We start from the raw sequence: 16,784 nt of genomic DNA, 5'->3' as shown, positions 1-16,784 counted from the left end.
GCGATCGGAAGAGGGTACTGCAATCGAAGTGGTAAAGTGTAAAGCTGGTTTAACTCATGCAATTTAACTCGAAAGGAAACGTGATCTTTTATGGCAAGTACACTGCTTAGCATTCAAGTCATTCCCAAAACGCCAAATGGCGAAAATTCCTATCCTTACGTTGATCGTGCTATCGAAGTTATCCAGCAGTCGGGATTAAAATATCAGGTTAACCCACTCGATACCACGATGGAGGGAGAACTGGAGGAACTGCTTGAGGTTGTCCGCAAAATGCACGAAGTTCTCGTGGAAGCTGGCAGCCCAAGCATCATCTCACAGATCAAGATTGCCCATAGCCCGAGCGGCTTCAGCATGGACACCCTGACGGAGAAATATCGCTAATGCATGCCTATTGGAAAAGCGTATGGCCGCCCTTTGTGGCGGTTATTCTCTTTATAGCGGTATGGCAGGGAGCCGTCTCCCTGTTTCATATCGAGAAATGGATGCTGCCAGCGCCTTCGGACATCGCCCATGAAGCAGCATCCCAATCCGAGCGACTTGGCATGCATGCATGGGCAACAATTCAGCTGACATTGATAGGGTTTGCAGCAGGTACGCTCGTGGGATTACTGATTGCAATGGTGCTGCATTTGATTCCATTTTTGAAATCTGCACTCTATCCATTACTTATTCTTAGCCAAAATATACCGACCATTGCGCTTGCTCCGCTCTTGCTGATCTGGTTCGGATTTGGGCTGCTGCCCAAACTGATTACCATCATCCTGGTCTGCTTCTTCCCGGTGGCTGTAGCCGCCATGGACGGGTTGACCCGCACCGATGCGGCGATGATGAACTATATGCGCATGGCTGGTGCAAAACGCGGCCAAATTTTCTGGAAGCTCGAACTGCCGCATGCCTTGCCCTCGGTGTTCTCGGGGATTAAAATTGCCGCTACGTATAGCGTCATGGGTGCGATCATCGCTGAATGGATCGGTGCAGATAAAGGCATCGGCTATTATATGATGCTGCAAAAATCGGCCTATCGGACGGATCGTCTTTTCGTGGCCATCATGATTATTGTGGCACTGAGTCTGCTGCTCTTCCTGCTCATTGCGCTATTGGAGAAACTGCTCGTACGCTGGCGGCCGCAGAAGCGATAACTTTGAAATAAGCCCCATATAAAGGTTAGGAAGTGATGACGAGATGACAGCCGAACACAACGAGCGGGGAGCTGCTGCTGCTGCGCCGGATGCGGTTGTAACCACTCCAACGCATGGCGGAGGTCCTGAACATGGAGCCATGGCTATAAAAGAAAAAAACTCACCGCCAGCGCTGGAGGTATTGGATATACATGCCTCGTTCCGCGAGCGACGCAGTATATTGCCCGTGCTGGATAGCTTGTCCCTGACTGTGGAACAAGGAGAATTCGTAGCCATCGTCGGTCCTTCCGGCTGCGGCAAAAGCACCCTGTTTCACATCATCGGCGGCTTACTGAAACCGCAGGAGGGCCAAATCTTGATGAATGGTCAGGATGTTACGGGACAACGCGGCAAGATTAGCTATATGCCGCAGCAGCCTGCTCTTTTCCCATGGCGCACCATTGAAGACAATGTGCTGCTTGCAGGCGAAGTGTCTGCAGATGCACCACCCCGAGCTGAGGCGCTCGCCGATGCCCGGAAGTGGCTGGGAAGTGTGGGCCTCGCCGGGTTCGAACGAGCCTATCCGCATATGTTATCGGGTGGCATGCAGCAGCGGGTGGCATTTCTGCGCGCCCTGCTCAGTCCGCAGGAGTTGATGCTGCTGGACGAGCCTTTCAGTGCGCTGGATGCACTGACCCGCAGCGACATGCAGCGTTGGCTGCTCGATATCTGGGAACAGAACCGCCGCTCCGTGCTGTTCATTACCCACAATATCGAGGAAGCATTATTGCTTGCTGACCGGATCTATGTTCTATCCAACCGGCCTGCCACTGTACTGCACGAGGTCGATGTTCCCTTTGATCGTCCACGTCGCGAAGCGATCACGGAGGAGTCTGCTTTTCTTGAACGGAAACGGCAGATTTCCCAGTGGATGAGAGAAGAACAGCAGAAAACCCGCCTATCCAAATAGCGCGGGTTTTTAAGTTATTTTTTTCCTTAAATGGGTGATCCAACACACACCACTCTGCGTATCATTTGTAAAAGACAAAAAGGAGGGGCCCATCTCATGCATTCTACAGCCTTTGCACCCTTGATCGATGCCCATCTTCACCTGGACAAATATACATCCGACGAACAACAAGAGTTGTTAAACTCTTTCCCGTCCCAGCAGGTTGAAGCGGTTATCGCCGTTTCTATGAATCTGGCATCTGCCCAAGCCAACCTGGAACTGGCTTCACAGTACCCTCGCACCGTATATCCGGCCTTTGGTTTCCACCCCGAGCAGTCCCTTCCGTCCCTGGCAGAGCAGGATCTGTTCTTCGACTGGATCGAGAAGCATATCGGACGAGCTGCAGCCATTGGGGAAGTTGGATTGCCCTACTACAATCGGCAGGAAGCCGAACGGGCTGGACAACCCTTTGATCAAAGCGGCTATGTCGATCTGTTGGAGCGATTTATCCAGCTGGCGAAACGACATGGTAAACCGATCGTACTGCATGCTGTATACGAGGACGCCGATATCGCCTGTGATCTGCTGGAGCAATATCATTATCGCCGGGCTCATTTTCACTGGTTCAAAGGTTCGAAGCGGACCGTCCAGCGAATGGCTGACAACGGATACTTTGTCTCATTCACTCCTGATATCATATACGAAGATGAAATTCGCGAATTAGCTCGCCAGTATCCTTCCGAGCAGGTTATGGCAGAGACCGATGGACCTTGGCCCTTTGAGGGTCCTTTTCAGGGAAGAATGACACACCCTGTCATGACCCGACAGGTCATTCAAGCGTGGAGCGAAGTGACTGGTATGGGAACGGAGCGAGCTGCGCGTCTCTTTTATCAGAATACGAAACGCTTCTATGGTCTGCTTTAAGCGCTTAGACGTATCCATTTACCCTGACAACTCTCACGCCAAGGAAGCAAATTTAATCAGATTGGTGCCCAACCTCTTGCTGATTTCCCAACAAAAAAGGGGCAACACCCAAAAGAAGTCAGTCGGCTCCGGCCGAACTGACTTCTTTTTTTGGTTTATCATTAACGCTTCAAGAATCCTTTGCCTTCGAGAAACGGCTTCATCTGTAAACGTACCGGCTCGGTAAGACGCTTCGCCATCATTTCGGACCACGGTGTAGAACGTTCCCCTTGGGTGCGCTCCTTCATGTATGCAGCGGTCGTTTCATCATAGCTCTCGACACCTTTGAGCGTCTGCTCGGCATTATAGCGGCCATGGTGTAAGACCGCATCAAGCGGTAGACGCGGACGAATACCCGTCTCCTGATCAGCAACACCAATGCACATTCCATATACTGGATATACGCCTTCAGGCAAGCCCAATAGTTCGCTAACTTCCTCAATGCGGTTGCGCAGCCCACCAATATATACAATTCCGAAACCCAGTGATTCTGCTGCAAGCGCAGCATTTTGCGATGCGAGTGCAACATCAATTGTGGCCACCATAAAGTTTTCAGTAGAGTCCGCATAGGATTCCTTTTCAGGCAAATGACGCTTGGCAGCATCGCTCAGCCGATAAAGGTCAGCACACCATACGAGAAACACAGGACATTCGTTGACGTATGACTGATTGCCTGCCAATTCAGCCAATTTGGCCTTCTGCTCCAGCTCAGTAACCGCAATTACAGTATAGGCCTGCACACTGCTTGAAGAGGAAGCCATCTGTCCCGCAGCCACGATTGCAGCCAGCTGTTCCTCGCTTACCGGATCCGGCTTGAATTTCCGCACGGAGCGATGTTTCATCATCAATTCAATGGTTTCGTTCATTGCTATTCACTCCCAATCCTCGTAGTACGAATTCAATGGTCTGCTCGGCCAGTTCATCTTTGTTCATATCCTGATAGTCAAAGCTAAATCGTGAGTTCTTGGCCCGTTTGTGCGCCAAAGCTACACCCATGACCTGAAGCATCGCATAAGATACGGACTCGATCTGAAATACACCCTGCTCCTTGCCTTCTTGCAGCAGTTCTCTCACTCTGGTCCAGACGGGGTCCAAAAAACGAAACACGGTAGCTGTGCGATGGGTACGCAGCGTAATTTCCAGCTGCACAATATCGCTCATCTCCCGGTCCGTCATTGTGAACTTTACAACTTCACCTATGATTCGCCGGATACCCTCCACAGGGGAGGACATGGACTCTTCAGCCAGCTCGTTCATCATATGATCAGGAAAAAAGTGCTCAAATAATGCTTCGAACACCTTTTCTTTCCCGCCAAAATGGTACGAAACCAGTGACACATTCGCACCCGCCTCATCACAGATTTGACGAACACTTGTCCCGTCATACCCCTGCTGTGCAAAAAGTTTTTTGGCTGCAAGCAAAATCCTCGTTTTTATATCCAATTCCGGTTCCGTCATTCCGTCCGCTCCTCTTGTCCGTTCTATTCATTGCTCCAGCTCATGGGGCTGCAGCGAGACTGCTCTATCGTTTTATTATGAAAGTTTGTGCATCAAAGCGCAAGGTGTGCTGCCCTGATCCACCAAAGCCGGTCACCCTCAACCTACCATTAAACCAAGCCCCCCGGCGAAAATCACCGGGGGGCTTGATCATTTCCTATGAAGACCCGTACATCTGCTGCAAATTAGCTGCTCATTGGAGCTGGACTTGGAGCCCCAGCTGGCATATGTTGTTTTTTCAACAACGTCACCATCAAAGAAAGAGCTACAGCAACGAGCAACACAATGGCAACCGAGCCAGCAGCGGATTGAACTCCAGGTCCGCCCAGTTGAACGCTCAGAATGCCTTGAACGGCATATGTGGCTGGCAGATACTGACCAATACCGCTGTAGAAGCTGTTCAGCAGTTCACGTGGCACCATGGCACCGGAAGATACCAGTTGCATAGACAGTGAAATGATGTTGAACAGGCTTCCCGCTGGACCAAAGCAGATCAGGAAGAACTGGGAGAAGAACATGAACGTGCACAGGAACAATGCCTGGAACAACCAGAATGAGATAAAGCCTTGCTCAATCTGTCCACCCAGCGAAACGATCAACGAAGAACCGAGCAGAGATACGAGCAGGGCAGACCCAATGTTAATGACCATTCTTGCGCCAAACAGAGTTAAACGGGAGTAAGTAGCGGACAGCATGCCCATCGCTGCCTGCAGGTTCATACCCATGATCATGGCTCCCACATAAGAGGCCAGTACCATCATCATCGGAACCATCTGGTTATTCATGCCGTTAACCGGATTGATTGAAGTGGTTGTACTTTCCACACGGGTAGTTAGGTTGGTAGCAGCTTCAGCAGCTTGATCCGCAGGCGCCCCGGAAGCCGTTAATACCGTCTGTACGCCTTGAGCTGTTGCTTGCTTGTTAATCGTGTTTGTCACGCTTTGCGATACACCTTGCATCATGCTTTTAATCGTAACCGGGTTCGCCTCGTTAATGGTGTACTTAATCTCGGCAGTGGAACCGGCTGTCTGAATCAGCTCGTTAAAGCCCGCTGGAATATTCAGCACCATATGAATCTTGCGATGGTTCAACTGATCAAGTGCTTCAGCAGCACTCAGGTTAGATACCGTATGGAAAGGAAGCGTCTCAGCTATGCGATCTGCAATCCCCTTGGACTGTTCGCCATCCTCATTCACCACGGCAACTGTCAATTCATTCATCCGGTCATTCACTCCGGAATATGCTGTCATCCAGATCACGCTGAAGATCACTTGGAACATAAGTGCCGTCACGATCCCCACAATTACTGGCGGTTTTTTCAACAAAATCCGTAAAGCCTGCAACATAAATGATGTCCTCCATTACTGATTAGTTCGAATTTGATGTAAACGATTGTTTTAATCAAACGATTGTTTTAAATTTTAAATCCATATGTCTATATTGTCAATCAATTTCTGAAAGGTTCAGAAAGATAAAGATGTATTTCGCAAACAATGATATTCCGTTTCATAAGAGGACAACATTTTACATCCTCACTCTATTAACAAGGAAAGGGCACTTCATCTAACATATCTCAACCACCTTTCCCCAACAAAAAAAGCACGGTCCGCCGTAGCGGACCGCACTCTATGCTTACTATTGAGCACAATGAAAAGTTGAATCACGTCCCTCAATGGACGTCAGTCATTGCTTTTCAGTTTCATTCGTTGCAGACGTAGCGAGTTCAATACCACTGACACAGAGCTGAACGCCATCGCCGCACCAGCCAGCCACGGTGCCAGAAAACCCACTGCTGCAATAGGAATACCAATAACGTTATACCCCAGTGCCCAGAACAGGTTCTGCTTGATATTGCCCATGGTGCGCCGGCTCATCTCGATCGCATCTGCAATACTGTTCAGATCACCGCGCATCAACGTAATGTCCGCCGCTTCCATCGCTACATCCGTTCCGGTTCCAATCGCCATGCCAATGTCGGCTGTAGCAAGTGCCGGAGCATCATTGATACCATCTCCAACCATCGCTACCTTGAGGCCGCTCTCCTGAAGCTTTTTCACTTCCGTCGCTTTGCCTTCAGGCAGTACCTCGGCCAAAACTTTACCGATTCCCGCCTGTTCTGCCACGGCACGAGCGGTTCGCTCATTGTCTCCCGTAATCATGATGACATCGATTCCCATGGCCTGTAATCTGCCAATCGCTTCACGGGATGTTTCCTTGATGGTATCAGCCACAGCAACGATCCCAGCCCATTGACCATCCACGGCGATCAGCATTGCCGTGCGTCCTTGTTCTTCCAGGTTGTTCATCTGCTGCATGATGTCTTCGGAAACACTCACCTTCGCATCCATAAGCAGTCGGCGTGTCCCGACCAGGATCTCTTGTCCCTGAACCCGGGCCCGCACACCATATCCCGGTATGTTCTCGAACTGCTCTGGCTGGGTCAGCTCCAGACCTTTACCTCGAATTCCTTCCACAATCGCCTCAGCCAAAGGATGCTCTGAACTCTGCTCTGCCGCTCCCACACGTTGAAGCAGCTCTGCTTCCGTCCATTCTGGAGCCGTCACTACATCCGTAAGCACGGGCTTCCCTTGGGTAACTGTACCTGTTTTGTCCAGTACAACGGTCTGAATCTGCTGTGCCGATTCCAGATGTTCTCCGCCTTTGAACAACACGCCATATTCAGCCGCACGTCCTGATCCAGCCATAATGGAGGTTGGCGTTGCTAGGCCAAGCGCACAAGGACAGGCAATCACCAGTACAGCAATCGCCTTCTCCAGCGAACCAGCAAAGTCGCCGGGACTGGCGAATAGATACCAGATCAGGAACGTCACTGCCGCGATGCCTACAACAATCGGAACAAAGATACCTGAGATCACATCTGCAATCCGCTGAATGGGTGCTTTGGAGCCCTGCGCCTGCTCAACCACTTTAATAATCTGCGATAACGCCGTGTCCGAACCAACGCGGGTGGCACGCAGTCGTAATACCCCATTTTTGTTCAGCGTAGCACCTGTAACGGCATCCCCCGGTTTTTTATCAACGGGCAGGCTCTCTCCGCTTAACATGGATTCATCGACAGAAGACTGCCCCTCTTCCACGACGCCATCTACAGGAATGCTGTCTCCCGGTTTTACCAGAACCAGATCACCTACCGCGACATACGCCGAAGGTATAATAACCTCCTGTCCATCGCGAATCACTCTGGCTTCACGCGGAGCCAATTCAATGAGACTCTTAATCGCCTGAGAGGAGCGCCCTTTGGCTACGGCTTCTAACCATTTTCCCAATAGGATCAGCGTAATCAGAACCGCACTCGTCTCATAATAAAGCTCCACGGTTGGCATGGCTGCTGTCGCCATTCCCGCCCCGCCATGATCCAACATGGTCGAAGCTGTATTGCCACTGGTCAGGGTCAGATACAGACTGTAGAAGAAAGCCGCACTTGTGCCCAAAGAAACCAGTACGTCCATATTGGCACTGCCATTGCGCAGCGCTTTATAGGCTCCCACATAGAATTGCCATCCGATGACAAACTGTACCGGTGTTGCCAACACCAACTGGAACCACGGGTTCATGAACAGATCCGGTACCCAGATCCACGAAGCGAATGAGAAATGACCCACCATCGCCCATAGCAATGGCAAAGATAACAAAGCGGAGATCATCCATTTCCACTTTTTGCGCTGTAATTCACGCTCACGAACCGATTGGGTATCTTCCTGTGTCTGCTGCAATTCAGCGCCATAACCAAGCTGCTTGATCTTCGCAGTAATATCGGATGCCTTCAATGCTCCCGCTGCGAATTCCACATGTCCCGTTTCCAGAGCCAAATTCACGTTTGCACGGGATACACCCGGCAACCGGGAAAGCCCTTTTTCAATTCGAGCAGAACAAGAAGCACAGGTCATGCCTGTAATGTCTAGATCCACGGATTCCGTTACTGTACCATACCCAAGCGCCTCCACCTTATCCCGTAATGCGTTAATATTCGTTGTCTTTGGATCATAGGATACGGTTGCTTGTTCTATGGCGAGGTTAACATTCGCCTGATTGACCCCTTCCATTCGAGACAACCCCTTCTCAATCCGGGTAGAGCAGGCAGCACAGGTCATCCCTGTAATTTGCAGTGTAGTCTGTAAGCCCGCTGCTTCCGGTGAAGGTGAAGGTATGGGTTCTGATGCTGTTGCGTTTTCCGTTGTTGATGATTTATTCATGAGGATAGCTCCTTTCATTATGAAATATTACCACGCATCCAATACCCCCAAGGGGTATATATAAGGCAGAAAATCAGGCTTAAATCATGAACTCATTCATTGGAAAAGATCTATTAAAGTCCTTTCCATGCAAAAGGGAGTTCAGTTTAAGCCTGCAGTAATTAGACTACGTCGTACCCTTGATCTTCAATGGCAGCCTTGATCTGATCCACATTGACTTTCTGTTCATCATACTCAACTGCGACGGTTCCTGCTGCCAAATCAACCTGACCCTTTGCTCCCACATTCTTGACGGCTTCTTCAACCGAATTCACACAGTGATTGCAAGACATTCCTGTAACGTTCAACGTAATATTAGACATGGGTAGTTCCTCCTTATGATATAAATAATTGCTTCAATTAAATGAATTACTTCATTTTTACTTCATTAGTTTCCTCACCGTTACCAGCAACTCATCCACAACCTCATGTTCTCCAGCCTGAATGCGCTCAACAATACAGCTCTTCATGTGACCTTCAAGCAACAGCTTGCCTACCGAATTGAGAGCAGACTGAGCCGCCGCGATCTGTGTCAGCACATCATCACAATAGGTGTCCTTGTCAATCAATCCCTTGATCCCGCGAATCTGTCCTTCAACACGGTTCAGGCGAGAAATCAGGTTGCCCTTCATCTCTTGGGAGTGATGGCTCTTGCGAACAGGCTTCCCGTCACTGCCTGCCGTATGACATGAATTGGCTTGCTGATCATCGGTCTGTGAGACTTCGTTCACATCTGTTATCGATGACTCCAAAGGTTCCTTGGGATGGCTCTGATGTTCCATCGCGAACACCCCTCTTCTTTCGTTCTGTTATAAGAGTAACATACCCCATGGGGGTATGCAAGACTATTTCTTCATTTTTCTTAATACGATTTATTTCTCTGCCACAAATATAGTGTTAGCAAGTGCAACAGCCTCTGCCGCCATGTCCATTTGAATGGAGATGATCTGGGTTCGAGCCGCTATTTTGCTGAAAAGCTCATGATTTTGATTAGAAGAACTCCTTAATTCCTCCACCCATTTCAACCACTGAGGCACTTCCCACATGCTCCGGGCAGCTACTCCTACACAATAACCATATCTTGCAATTCGTTCATCTCCTGGCCAGCCTGCTGTTCGAAGACCGTATATGTAGCGCTCGAACAATTTTTCTTTGGCTGATATAAAATCTTTTTCGGCTATGTGACCCAAACTTGCGTTGACACCATATAACTTGCCCAATTCCTCTCCTATTCCAGAAATACTCATGAATTGCCAATCAATGAGGGTAAGAAGAGTTTCATGATCACGCTCTGCCGGCAAAAATATATTACCTTGTCCCAGATCCTGATGTGACAGCACCCGTGGCAGACGTTCCAGTGAGACCAAGAGCTCGTCCATTTGCTTGCTGAACTTCGTAAACCATCGCCAGATAAAATAAGCTTGATCATGTATGTTACTTTCCAATTCAGGATATCTTTCTTTACCCTTCGCAGGATCATCTCCAGACCTTTCGAGGCAAGGCTCGATGATCTCAGGAGAATACTGACGACAGCCTCTAACCCAAGACTTTAGCCAAGCCGGGCAAATCCAATCATGTTGAGGCAGCTCCGTTTCCGTCAAGTAAGCACCATGAAACTCACCAAGACATTCAGCGACCCAACTCCAGTCATCCAATTGCCATACATGAGTGCGTTCAGAATATCCGGCAACGTCTTCCATCCACAGTGCAATGGTATTATTCAATCTGTTCTGCACCGCGTAACAATTGGGTGCGACAACTCGCCTTGGTAAATGATCAAGTATTCCAGAAGTGAAGATTTCCGCTTCCCTTTTCCAGTAATTATGGTATGATACATCTTCTTTTTCCGACGAATCTGGTTTAATGATTTTTAGAATAAAAGACCACTGCCTCAGTGCTTCACCCGCCGCAGCCGCTCCATGTATACGATATATGCCCGATGTGGTGAAATTAAGCTGGCCTGGATTGATGGATTCAGCTTCCCACGACTGCACTACAGCGCAAGACTCCCCCAATATTCTTTGTACAGTGAGAGCAAGATATTCCATATCCTCTGCCGATTCCAAAATATGGACTGGTTCCATCTGTTTATTTGAATTATCTTTCATCGCTTCGCCCCCTCTGTAGACTACGTATTGCTTCAAAGTCCCTTAGAGCCGGACATTATAGTATGTATTCCATTCTGCTGCTGCGTACAGCCAGACCTAGTTGCTCATAAAAAGCCTGGGCACCGGTATTAAACGTAGATACCGTCAGCTCAACACTGTCGACCTGCATTTCTTTGCCTAGTTCGATTAATTCCTGCATCAACAGTTTGCCTGTCCCATGTCCGCGATGCTTGCTGCCAACGATGATCTCACTGATGTACAGCATCTTTCGGTCTTTTAACAAATCTACATTTTGAATTACATTTAACTGTGCACTTGCATATCCAACAATTTCACCTTGATTCACCATTTCAGCAACAAAGAGATAACGGTGATCCGTTTCCAGTAGTTGTTGATATTCCTTTTCGCCCATTCTCGTCTGTAACTCTCTGTATACGTCAGGCCTAGCCTCTACATGCAAGTGATGAAGTTCATCCATTAATGCAGATACCCCGGTGTAATCTCTGATAACAGCCTGTCTAATGGCAATCTCACTCATCTTCACATTCTCCTCTCACAAACGTTTCCCATGATTATACAATAAGATACCAGGAAGATGATGCTTCGAAACGTATTTACCATACTGATATAAAAGAGCAGATACCTTAACGGTATCCGCTCCTTTTCAAGCTATATTTGGTTCCTCTTATTCTTTGGATGATTTACCTTCATCAAATGCTACAGGTGACGGTTTGGCAGACCATTCGTCCGCTTGCGGCTCAATATCCACACCGCTCAAAATTTTCTTTTTCTCCATTAGGGAATCCCCGTCTTCATCCAATTTGTTGCGGATTTCTGCCTCATCCTGAGGTTGATTGTTCTGTTGTGTCATGCTGGAGTCCTCCTCTTCGTATTCATGGTGATGTTCCTGTATATAACTTACCCATTTTTTGCATTGTCATTCTGATGAGCAAGTATATCCTCTGATTTATGTATTTTACTTTGATGAAAAATGATATATTGCCGACAAAAACAAACGATTCATTGCGATGCAAATTGAGTATTTGATTGAGCAGCAGATTGAGGCCTATGAAAAGGAGAAAGGCGTTATTTCCCCGGATAAACATAATGACGTATAGATGATGCTCCCTTAATACATGCGCATCATCTATACGTCATTTTTCATCTTTTATAATTTTTTTTTTAATCAAAGTCCACTGGTTTATCCAAAATGACTTCCTCCACTTTGTGCTCCAACTCTGGTATAGAAGGAATTAAAGAGAATTGAACGTTTTCCAGAGAAAAAGGCAGGGCAGGAACTACTCGAAAACTGAGTTGTGTCTCGCCGCCACCTCCACGACTGCCGTGTCTCATAGTCATATGTCTCTGTCCGCTCAACACCTCAAGAGCCAATTGTGGCACCACCTGTATACGTTCAGCATCATTTCCCTTATATTGAATTTCCACATAAACGAGACTTTCACCTTCATACTGCATCGAATGCGTAATGATGTACTCACATGAATCTTTGATCGTTTTCTTCATGATCGGCACAACACCCTTCAATAGAAGGGGCTCACGTGGAAAGTAATGCCGTTGTGGTATCGGCTGAACGCTACGGAGAACATATCGGATATCTTCCTCCTTCATATCCAATAACTTTACCCATTGATCGATGGTATCTTGAGGGGGGTGATATTGGACAGCACCGGTTATATTCCTTCTGGCAGCGACCAGCTTCAAAAGTTGCCCATCAATCTGCTGTACTTCAACGTTGTATTCATTAGGGATTTCACGAAATTCACTCCAGCCCATATTTAATCGCCTCCTACTTAATGAATTACCACGCAAGTACAATTCGCTGTTATACCTGTATCCCCTCTTCTATTTCATTTATATCTAAATCATTGTCGAATAAAAAAAGGGCTAACCTCTCACTTCAGCTACAATAGCCGATGCAAAAAGGTTCGCCCCAAACTCTATATTTTCGCCACCTTGCTGCCTTTCACCTTAACATTCACAAGCAGGATGCTCGCAATAATCATGACCAGACCTGCGATCAGATTGACCGTCACCGACTCTCCGAGAAACAGCACACTGCATAGCAAGGCGATCAGCGGAATCAGAAACGTAAACGATCCTACCTTGCTGGCTTCGCCGGAGCTAACCAGTTTGAAGAACGCCAGCCAACCCAACGCAATGACAAACACCGAAATAAACAGCGTATCCAGTATAAAAGGAAGCACCCACTGCACATCAGCCCAGCTCTCTGTGACCGTACCTGTCAATGTCAGCACAACTCCGCCGATCAGGATCGGAATGGCTGTCATCCAGATTCCATCAACCTTCATTGAAGTTCGCTTCATATATATGGTCCCGATCGCCCAGCTAATTGCACTGAACAGTCCAAGCATTACCCCTTCAGGGGATACTTTGCCTGTCATACCGCCAATACTGATCGTAGCCACCCCTGCAAAACCGAGCACCAACCCTGCGATTTTCATTCCATACATGGACTCCCCTAGCCATAGCCAGGCCCCGATTCCAAGCAGCACAGGTTGTAGGAACACGATGGAGGAAAATAAACCTGCCGGCACTTCCGTCAGCCCCATCGTCTGAAAGCCGTAGAAAAAAATAATATTAAGCACTGCAGATATGGCATAGATATGCCAGGTTTGCTTCAGCCGCAGCGTTTTGTAGCGGGGAAAAGCATATAACCCCAGTACAAAGCCCCCAATTAACAGACGCATGCCTGCGAATATAAGTGGCGGTGTGTAGTTTAATGCGTATTTGGTCAGGGGCCAGTTCACTCCCCACATGAGTACTAGAAAAGCCAGGACCCAGCCTGCTTTTGCACGTGATAAAGCCATATGTTTATTCTCCTATCCGGCACACATTTACAGGCGCAGTTTAATCAATCGTACTCTTTATCCTGCGCTCTTTCTGTGCCTGCAAATCATTTGGAATCCGATCCAGACCCGTTCTACATCCGTTCTTTGATCGTTCCGTGTCTTCATGATACAATAAGGATCGGAATAATTGAAATGCATGTTAATCATAAGGAGCATACCATATTTGTTATGAACAACTCACAGTTACAGTTATTCGTGAAAATTGCAGAGACGGGAAGTTTCACCCGTGCAGGCCAGGAACTGAATATGACACAGCCCGCAGTCAGTCGAGCCATCTCTTCGCTGGAGAATGAACTGGATGTCACTCTAATCATACGCGATCGCAGGAACGGCATTGTGCTTACGGATGTGGGACAGCGAATTTTGGTCATTTTCCGCCGGATTTTGCAGCAATATGATAAGGTGCAGCAGGTTGTTGCCGCCGAAAAAGGATTGGAGATTGGTACGATCCGTATTGGCTCCTTCCCCATGTCATCCGCCCATCTGCTGCCAAAAATCATCCGCTCGATTCGGGACCGCTATCCTCAGATTCAGTTTGAGCTGCACGAGGGCAACATCCATGAGATTCAGGAATGGCTAAATTCACGCGCTATCGATGTCGCTCTCATCATTGCAACAGACAAAGAGCCTGTAGATGTAGCTTACGAGACGCTTCCGCTCTATAGTGAGGAGATGCTGGCCGTGTTCCGGGACGATGAGCCTTTTGCGAACCGGGAAGTATTGCCCGTACAAATGCTGGACAAACACCCCATGATTATCTGCAAAGGGGGCTACGAGGTACCGATTGTTGATCTGTTCCATCGAGCAGATGCGGAACTACATTTTGGATTCGTAGTGTATAACGTAAACACTTGCCTCAGCATGATTGAGCAGGGGCTCGGAACCGCCATGCTGCCTGCAATCTCTCTATCCTGGCTGCCTCCGGGTGTCAAAGCACTCCCTACAGAGCCGAAAGCCTACCGCAATATCGAGATTGCCGTTCCTTCACTTGTCGAAGCTTCTCCCGCATCCCGGTTATTTATTGAAACGGCGCAGCAGTTGTTTGGACAACGCTAACGAATCGATTGCACCTTATTGTGGCATATATCGTAGATTGGATCATCTTACGAACTCCAGACATGTTATACGGATAGAAAGTTATGAGATAAGGTTCGGAAACGCGAAATAACGTGTCTACGATTCGTCTGCTCCCCAAATCTGCGAAAATCCCCATCATAAGACCTGCTGAATTCGTTAAAAAATTGGGCTTCGGTCATTGTGAAGGTATGACGGTGACGGTTTTAAGGCTATAGTTGCAGTTACAATCACAAGCACGATCGCTACAGTCACACATGCAGCACCAGTCGCTCCCTATACCCAAATCAATAGGGCGCCCCCAAGATCATATTCATGACCTTATGGGACGCCCTCTAGTATTGTCCACCTCAGATGGACATCATTTACGTGTTTTGCTTTTTATCAGCAGCAGCACCTTAAAATGCCCTGCTGATCTCAGCTTTACGCCTGATCCTGACGAGCGATTGCTGCCAGTGCACGCAGCGCTGCTTCAATCTCGTGCTCCACCGCTTGGGCTACCGCTTCCGTATGCGGATCATACTCGGCGGCCAGATCGCTGTCCGCAAAGCCGTCGATGGCAACAATGGCTCCCGCACGTGCACCGCGCAACGTGCTGACGATGTAGAGCGCCGCAATCTCCATCTCAGCAGCAAGAGCACCGGCCTGCTTGTACTTGCGGTGAGGAATCTCTTCGACCCCAGTGAAGAAAGCATCCAGCGTAACGGTAATGCCTACGCCAACTTTGCCCGCACTCGAAGCATCCGCGCCACTTGCAGGCTCACGAGTCGCTTCAATTAACGCTTGTGTAACGCCAAGGTCCGCTACCGCAGGGAAACCATCCGGTACGAGCTGACGTGTCAGCCCGTCCGTACGTACAGCAGCCGTGCTGACGATTACACTGCCCGCAGGATAATCTGCGGTATACGAGCCCGCTGTACCTACACGAATCAGGGTCGTTACCCCTGCCCGGATTAGTTCCTCAAAGCAGACCGCCGCTCCGGGTGAACCTACGCCATGACTGACCACAGCCATTTGAACACCTTCGAACTCCCCTACAAAGGTACGATATTCGCGGCTAAATGCGAGTTCCTTCGCCCCGTCCAGCTTGCGGGAAATCTTCTCTGCCCGTGCCGGGTCACCGCAGACGATGGCATAAGCGGGCATGTCTTCTGAATGAATTTGCAAAATGGGCAGCAACATGTCCATCCACTCCTTTTAATCAAACTTCATTTACTCAAAAATTCTATACTCAAGCTCTTTTAATCAAATTCCTTCTTCGTCCACTCGTCTTCCGGAATCGGAATATCTTCACCAGAGAAGCGCTGCTCCTTGAACGGATCAGCAAAATGATGGAAACCATTGACTTCCCAGAATCCGTTACGGTCTTCTGTCATAAACTCCAGACCCCGTATCCACTTCGCGCTCTTCCAGAAGTAGAGCTGCGGAACAACCAGGCGCAACGGATAACCGTGCTTCGGTGTCAGCGGCTCACCGTTATATTTAAAAGCAAGCAACACATCGTCATGCATCAATTCTTCGAGTGGAACATTGGTTTCATAATCATGATCCGCGTGGATCATGACATATTTGGCTTCGGGTTTGACGCCCAGAAGCTTAATGAAATCCGAGAACCGGATGCCTTCCCACGGCGTGTCGAACTTGGACCAGCGGGTGACGCAGTGGATATCACTGACCGTATTCACCTGCGGCATGGCCTGAAGCTCAGCAAAGGAGAATACCTTTTCCTCTTCTACCTCGCCGAATACTTTCAGATCCCAGGTGGAGAGATCATATTCCGGCACTTCACCTTCATGCAGAATCGGAAATTTCTCCGTCAGCACCTGCCCTGGCGGCAGCCGATCCCCGTGCTCAGCACCCGCTTTGGGTGCAGGGCTTTTCGTTTTTTTCAGACGTTCAGCCTTATTATGCATGTGTGGATTCCTCCTTCT

At 48.6% G+C, this 16,784-nt stretch carries 18 protein-coding genes; 5 read left to right on the top strand and 13 right to left on the bottom strand.

Annotation, left to right across the window (positions count from 1 at the left end):
- Nucleotides 1-90: 90 nt before the first annotated feature.
- The 4 genes from JNUCC31_RS16930 to JNUCC31_RS16915 all read left to right on the top strand — a co-directional run bounded on the left by JNUCC31_RS16930 (nt 91) and on the right by JNUCC31_RS16915 (nt 2,991).
- A complete protein-coding gene (locus tag JNUCC31_RS16930; RefSeq protein WP_024632265.1) occupies nt 91-381 on the top strand; it encodes a thiamine-binding protein in 291 nt (96 codons plus the stop codon).
- Nucleotides 381-1,139, top strand: a complete 759-nt coding sequence (locus JNUCC31_RS16925) for an ABC transporter permease (protein WP_192262666.1) — start codon at nt 381-383, stop codon at nt 1,137-1,139. The genes JNUCC31_RS16930 and JNUCC31_RS16925 overlap by 1 nt, the downstream gene beginning before the upstream one ends.
- 139 nt (nt 1,140-1,278) lie before the next feature.
- Nucleotides 1,279-2,088, top strand: coding sequence for an ABC transporter ATP-binding protein (locus tag JNUCC31_RS16920; RefSeq protein WP_192273081.1), 810 nt, complete (start codon nt 1,279-1,281; stop codon nt 2,086-2,088).
- A gap of 96 nt (nt 2,089-2,184) precedes the next feature.
- A complete protein-coding gene (locus JNUCC31_RS16915) occupies nt 2,185-2,991 on the top strand; it encodes a TatD family hydrolase (RefSeq protein ID WP_192262664.1) in 807 nt (268 codons plus the stop codon).
- A gap of 161 nt (nt 2,992-3,152) precedes the next feature.
- Here the strand turns inward: JNUCC31_RS16915 and nfsA are convergent, their stop codons facing one another.
- The 11 genes from nfsA to JNUCC31_RS16860 all read right to left on the bottom strand — a co-directional run bounded on the left by nfsA (nt 3,153) and on the right by JNUCC31_RS16860 (nt 13,737).
- Nucleotides 3,153-3,896: an oxygen-insensitive NADPH nitroreductase gene (nfsA, locus tag JNUCC31_RS16910; protein ID WP_192262662.1), complete on the bottom strand. Its 744-nt coding sequence runs from the start codon at nt 3,894-3,896 to the stop codon at nt 3,153-3,155.
- A complete protein-coding gene (locus JNUCC31_RS16905) occupies nt 3,880-4,488 on the bottom strand; it encodes a TetR family transcriptional regulator (protein WP_192262659.1) in 609 nt (202 codons plus the stop codon). The genes nfsA and JNUCC31_RS16905 overlap by 17 nt, the downstream gene beginning before the upstream one ends.
- Before the next feature lie 224 nt (nt 4,489-4,712).
- A complete protein-coding gene (locus JNUCC31_RS16900; protein WP_192262657.1) occupies nt 4,713-5,873 on the bottom strand; it encodes a YhgE/Pip domain-containing protein in 1,161 nt (386 codons plus the stop codon).
- A gap of 333 nt (nt 5,874-6,206) precedes the next feature.
- Nucleotides 6,207-8,639, bottom strand: coding sequence for a heavy metal translocating P-type ATPase (locus tag JNUCC31_RS16895; protein ID WP_416234444.1), 2,433 nt, complete (start codon nt 8,637-8,639; stop codon nt 6,207-6,209).
- 263 nt (nt 8,640-8,902) lie between these two features.
- On the bottom strand, nt 8,903-9,103 hold the full coding sequence (locus JNUCC31_RS16890; protein ID WP_192262653.1) for a copper ion binding protein: 201 nt from the start codon (nt 9,101-9,103) through the stop codon (nt 8,903-8,905).
- A gap of 57 nt (nt 9,104-9,160) precedes the next feature.
- On the bottom strand, nt 9,161-9,562 hold the full coding sequence (locus JNUCC31_RS16885) for a metal-sensitive transcriptional regulator (RefSeq protein ID WP_192262651.1): 402 nt from the start codon (nt 9,560-9,562) through the stop codon (nt 9,161-9,163).
- Between the two features lie 90 nt (nt 9,563-9,652).
- The gene (locus tag JNUCC31_RS16880; RefSeq protein ID WP_192262649.1) at nt 9,653-10,888 is read right to left on the bottom strand and encodes a phosphotransferase; all 1,236 of its coding nucleotides are present in this window, start codon (nt 10,886-10,888) and stop codon (nt 9,653-9,655) included.
- Between the two features lie 55 nt (nt 10,889-10,943).
- On the bottom strand, nt 10,944-11,426 hold the full coding sequence (locus tag JNUCC31_RS16875) for a GNAT family N-acetyltransferase (protein WP_192262647.1): 483 nt from the start codon (nt 11,424-11,426) through the stop codon (nt 10,944-10,946).
- Between the two features lie 147 nt (nt 11,427-11,573).
- Entirely contained in the window at nt 11,574-11,759 is a 186-nt protein-coding gene (locus JNUCC31_RS16870; RefSeq protein WP_062322497.1) for a hypothetical protein, read from the bottom strand.
- A gap of 311 nt (nt 11,760-12,070) precedes the next feature.
- Nucleotides 12,071-12,682 (bottom strand): hypothetical protein, encoded by a 612-nt coding sequence (locus tag JNUCC31_RS16865; protein WP_192262645.1) that lies wholly within the window; start codon nt 12,680-12,682, stop codon nt 12,071-12,073.
- A gap of 164 nt (nt 12,683-12,846) precedes the next feature.
- On the bottom strand, nt 12,847-13,737 hold the full coding sequence (locus tag JNUCC31_RS16860) for a DMT family transporter (RefSeq protein WP_192262643.1): 891 nt from the start codon (nt 13,735-13,737) through the stop codon (nt 12,847-12,849).
- Between the two features lie 210 nt (nt 13,738-13,947).
- On the opposite strand from JNUCC31_RS16860, the gene JNUCC31_RS16855 reads away from it, so the two are divergent.
- Entirely contained in the window at nt 13,948-14,835 is an 888-nt protein-coding gene (locus tag JNUCC31_RS16855; protein WP_192262641.1) for a LysR family transcriptional regulator, read from the top strand.
- Nucleotides 14,836-15,276: 441 nt separating this feature from the next.
- Here the strand turns inward: JNUCC31_RS16855 and JNUCC31_RS16850 are convergent, their stop codons facing one another.
- Nucleotides 15,277-16,035 (bottom strand): nucleoside phosphorylase, encoded by a 759-nt coding sequence (locus tag JNUCC31_RS16850; RefSeq protein ID WP_192262639.1) that lies wholly within the window; start codon nt 16,033-16,035, stop codon nt 15,277-15,279.
- 59 nt (nt 16,036-16,094) lie between these two features.
- Nucleotides 16,095-16,766 carry a sulfite oxidase-like oxidoreductase gene (locus JNUCC31_RS16845; protein ID WP_192262637.1) on the bottom strand — a complete coding sequence of 224 codons (672 nt, stop codon included), beginning with the start codon at nt 16,764-16,766 and terminating at the stop codon, nt 16,095-16,097.
- Nucleotides 16,767-16,784 lie beyond the last annotated feature (18 nt).

It is taken from the genome of Paenibacillus sp. JNUCC-31, from assembly GCF_014844075.1.
Lineage (GTDB): Bacteria > Bacillota > Bacilli > Paenibacillales > Paenibacillaceae > Paenibacillus.
The sequence above is the reverse complement of the archived record's forward strand: the minus strand, read 5'-3'. Positions and strand labels throughout refer to the sequence as shown.

Coding starts and splice junctions, on each gene's coding strand:
- JNUCC31_RS16860 (WP_192262643.1), bottom strand. CDS start 13,737: ATGGCTTTATCACGTGCAAAAGCAGGCTGGGTCCTGGCTTTTCTAGTA.
- JNUCC31_RS16890 (WP_192262653.1), bottom strand. CDS start 9,103: ATGTCTAATATTACGTTGAACGTTACAGGAATGTCTTGCAATCACTGT.
- JNUCC31_RS16845 (WP_192262637.1), bottom strand. CDS start 16,766: ATGCATAATAAGGCTGAACGTCTGAAAAAAACGAAAAGCCCTGCACCC.
- JNUCC31_RS16850 (WP_192262639.1), bottom strand. CDS start 16,035: ATGTTGCTGCCCATTTTGCAAATTCATTCAGAAGACATGCCCGCTTAT.
- JNUCC31_RS16930 (WP_024632265.1), top strand. CDS start 91: ATGGCAAGTACACTGCTTAGCATTCAAGTCATTCCCAAAACGCCAAAT.
- JNUCC31_RS16925 (WP_192262666.1), top strand. CDS start 381: ATGCATGCCTATTGGAAAAGCGTATGGCCGCCCTTTGTGGCGGTTATT.
- JNUCC31_RS16870 (WP_062322497.1), bottom strand. CDS start 11,759: ATGACACAACAGAACAATCAACCTCAGGATGAGGCAGAAATCCGCAAC.
- JNUCC31_RS16895 (WP_416234444.1), bottom strand. CDS start 8,639: ATGACCTGTGCTGCCTGCTCTACCCGGATTGAGAAGGGGTTGTCTCGA.
- JNUCC31_RS16865 (WP_192262645.1), bottom strand. CDS start 12,682: ATGGGCTGGAGTGAATTTCGTGAAATCCCTAATGAATACAACGTTGAA.
- JNUCC31_RS16900 (WP_192262657.1), bottom strand. CDS start 5,873: ATGTTGCAGGCTTTACGGATTTTGTTGAAAAAACCGCCAGTAATTGTG.
- JNUCC31_RS16905 (WP_192262659.1), bottom strand. CDS start 4,488: ATGACGGAACCGGAATTGGATATAAAAACGAGGATTTTGCTTGCAGCC.
- JNUCC31_RS16915 (WP_192262664.1), top strand. CDS start 2,185: ATGCATTCTACAGCCTTTGCACCCTTGATCGATGCCCATCTTCACCTG.
- JNUCC31_RS16885 (WP_192262651.1), bottom strand. CDS start 9,562: ATGGAACATCAGAGCCATCCCAAGGAACCTTTGGAGTCATCGATAACA.
- JNUCC31_RS16880 (WP_192262649.1), bottom strand. CDS start 10,888: ATGAAAGATAATTCAAATAAACAGATGGAACCAGTCCATATTTTGGAA.
- JNUCC31_RS16920 (WP_192273081.1), top strand. CDS start 1,279: ATGGCTATAAAAGAAAAAAACTCACCGCCAGCGCTGGAGGTATTGGAT.
- JNUCC31_RS16855 (WP_192262641.1), top strand. CDS start 13,948: ATGAACAACTCACAGTTACAGTTATTCGTGAAAATTGCAGAGACGGGA.
- JNUCC31_RS16875 (WP_192262647.1), bottom strand. CDS start 11,426: ATGAGTGAGATTGCCATTAGACAGGCTGTTATCAGAGATTACACCGGG.
- nfsA (WP_192262662.1), bottom strand. CDS start 3,896: ATGAACGAAACCATTGAATTGATGATGAAACATCGCTCCGTGCGGAAA.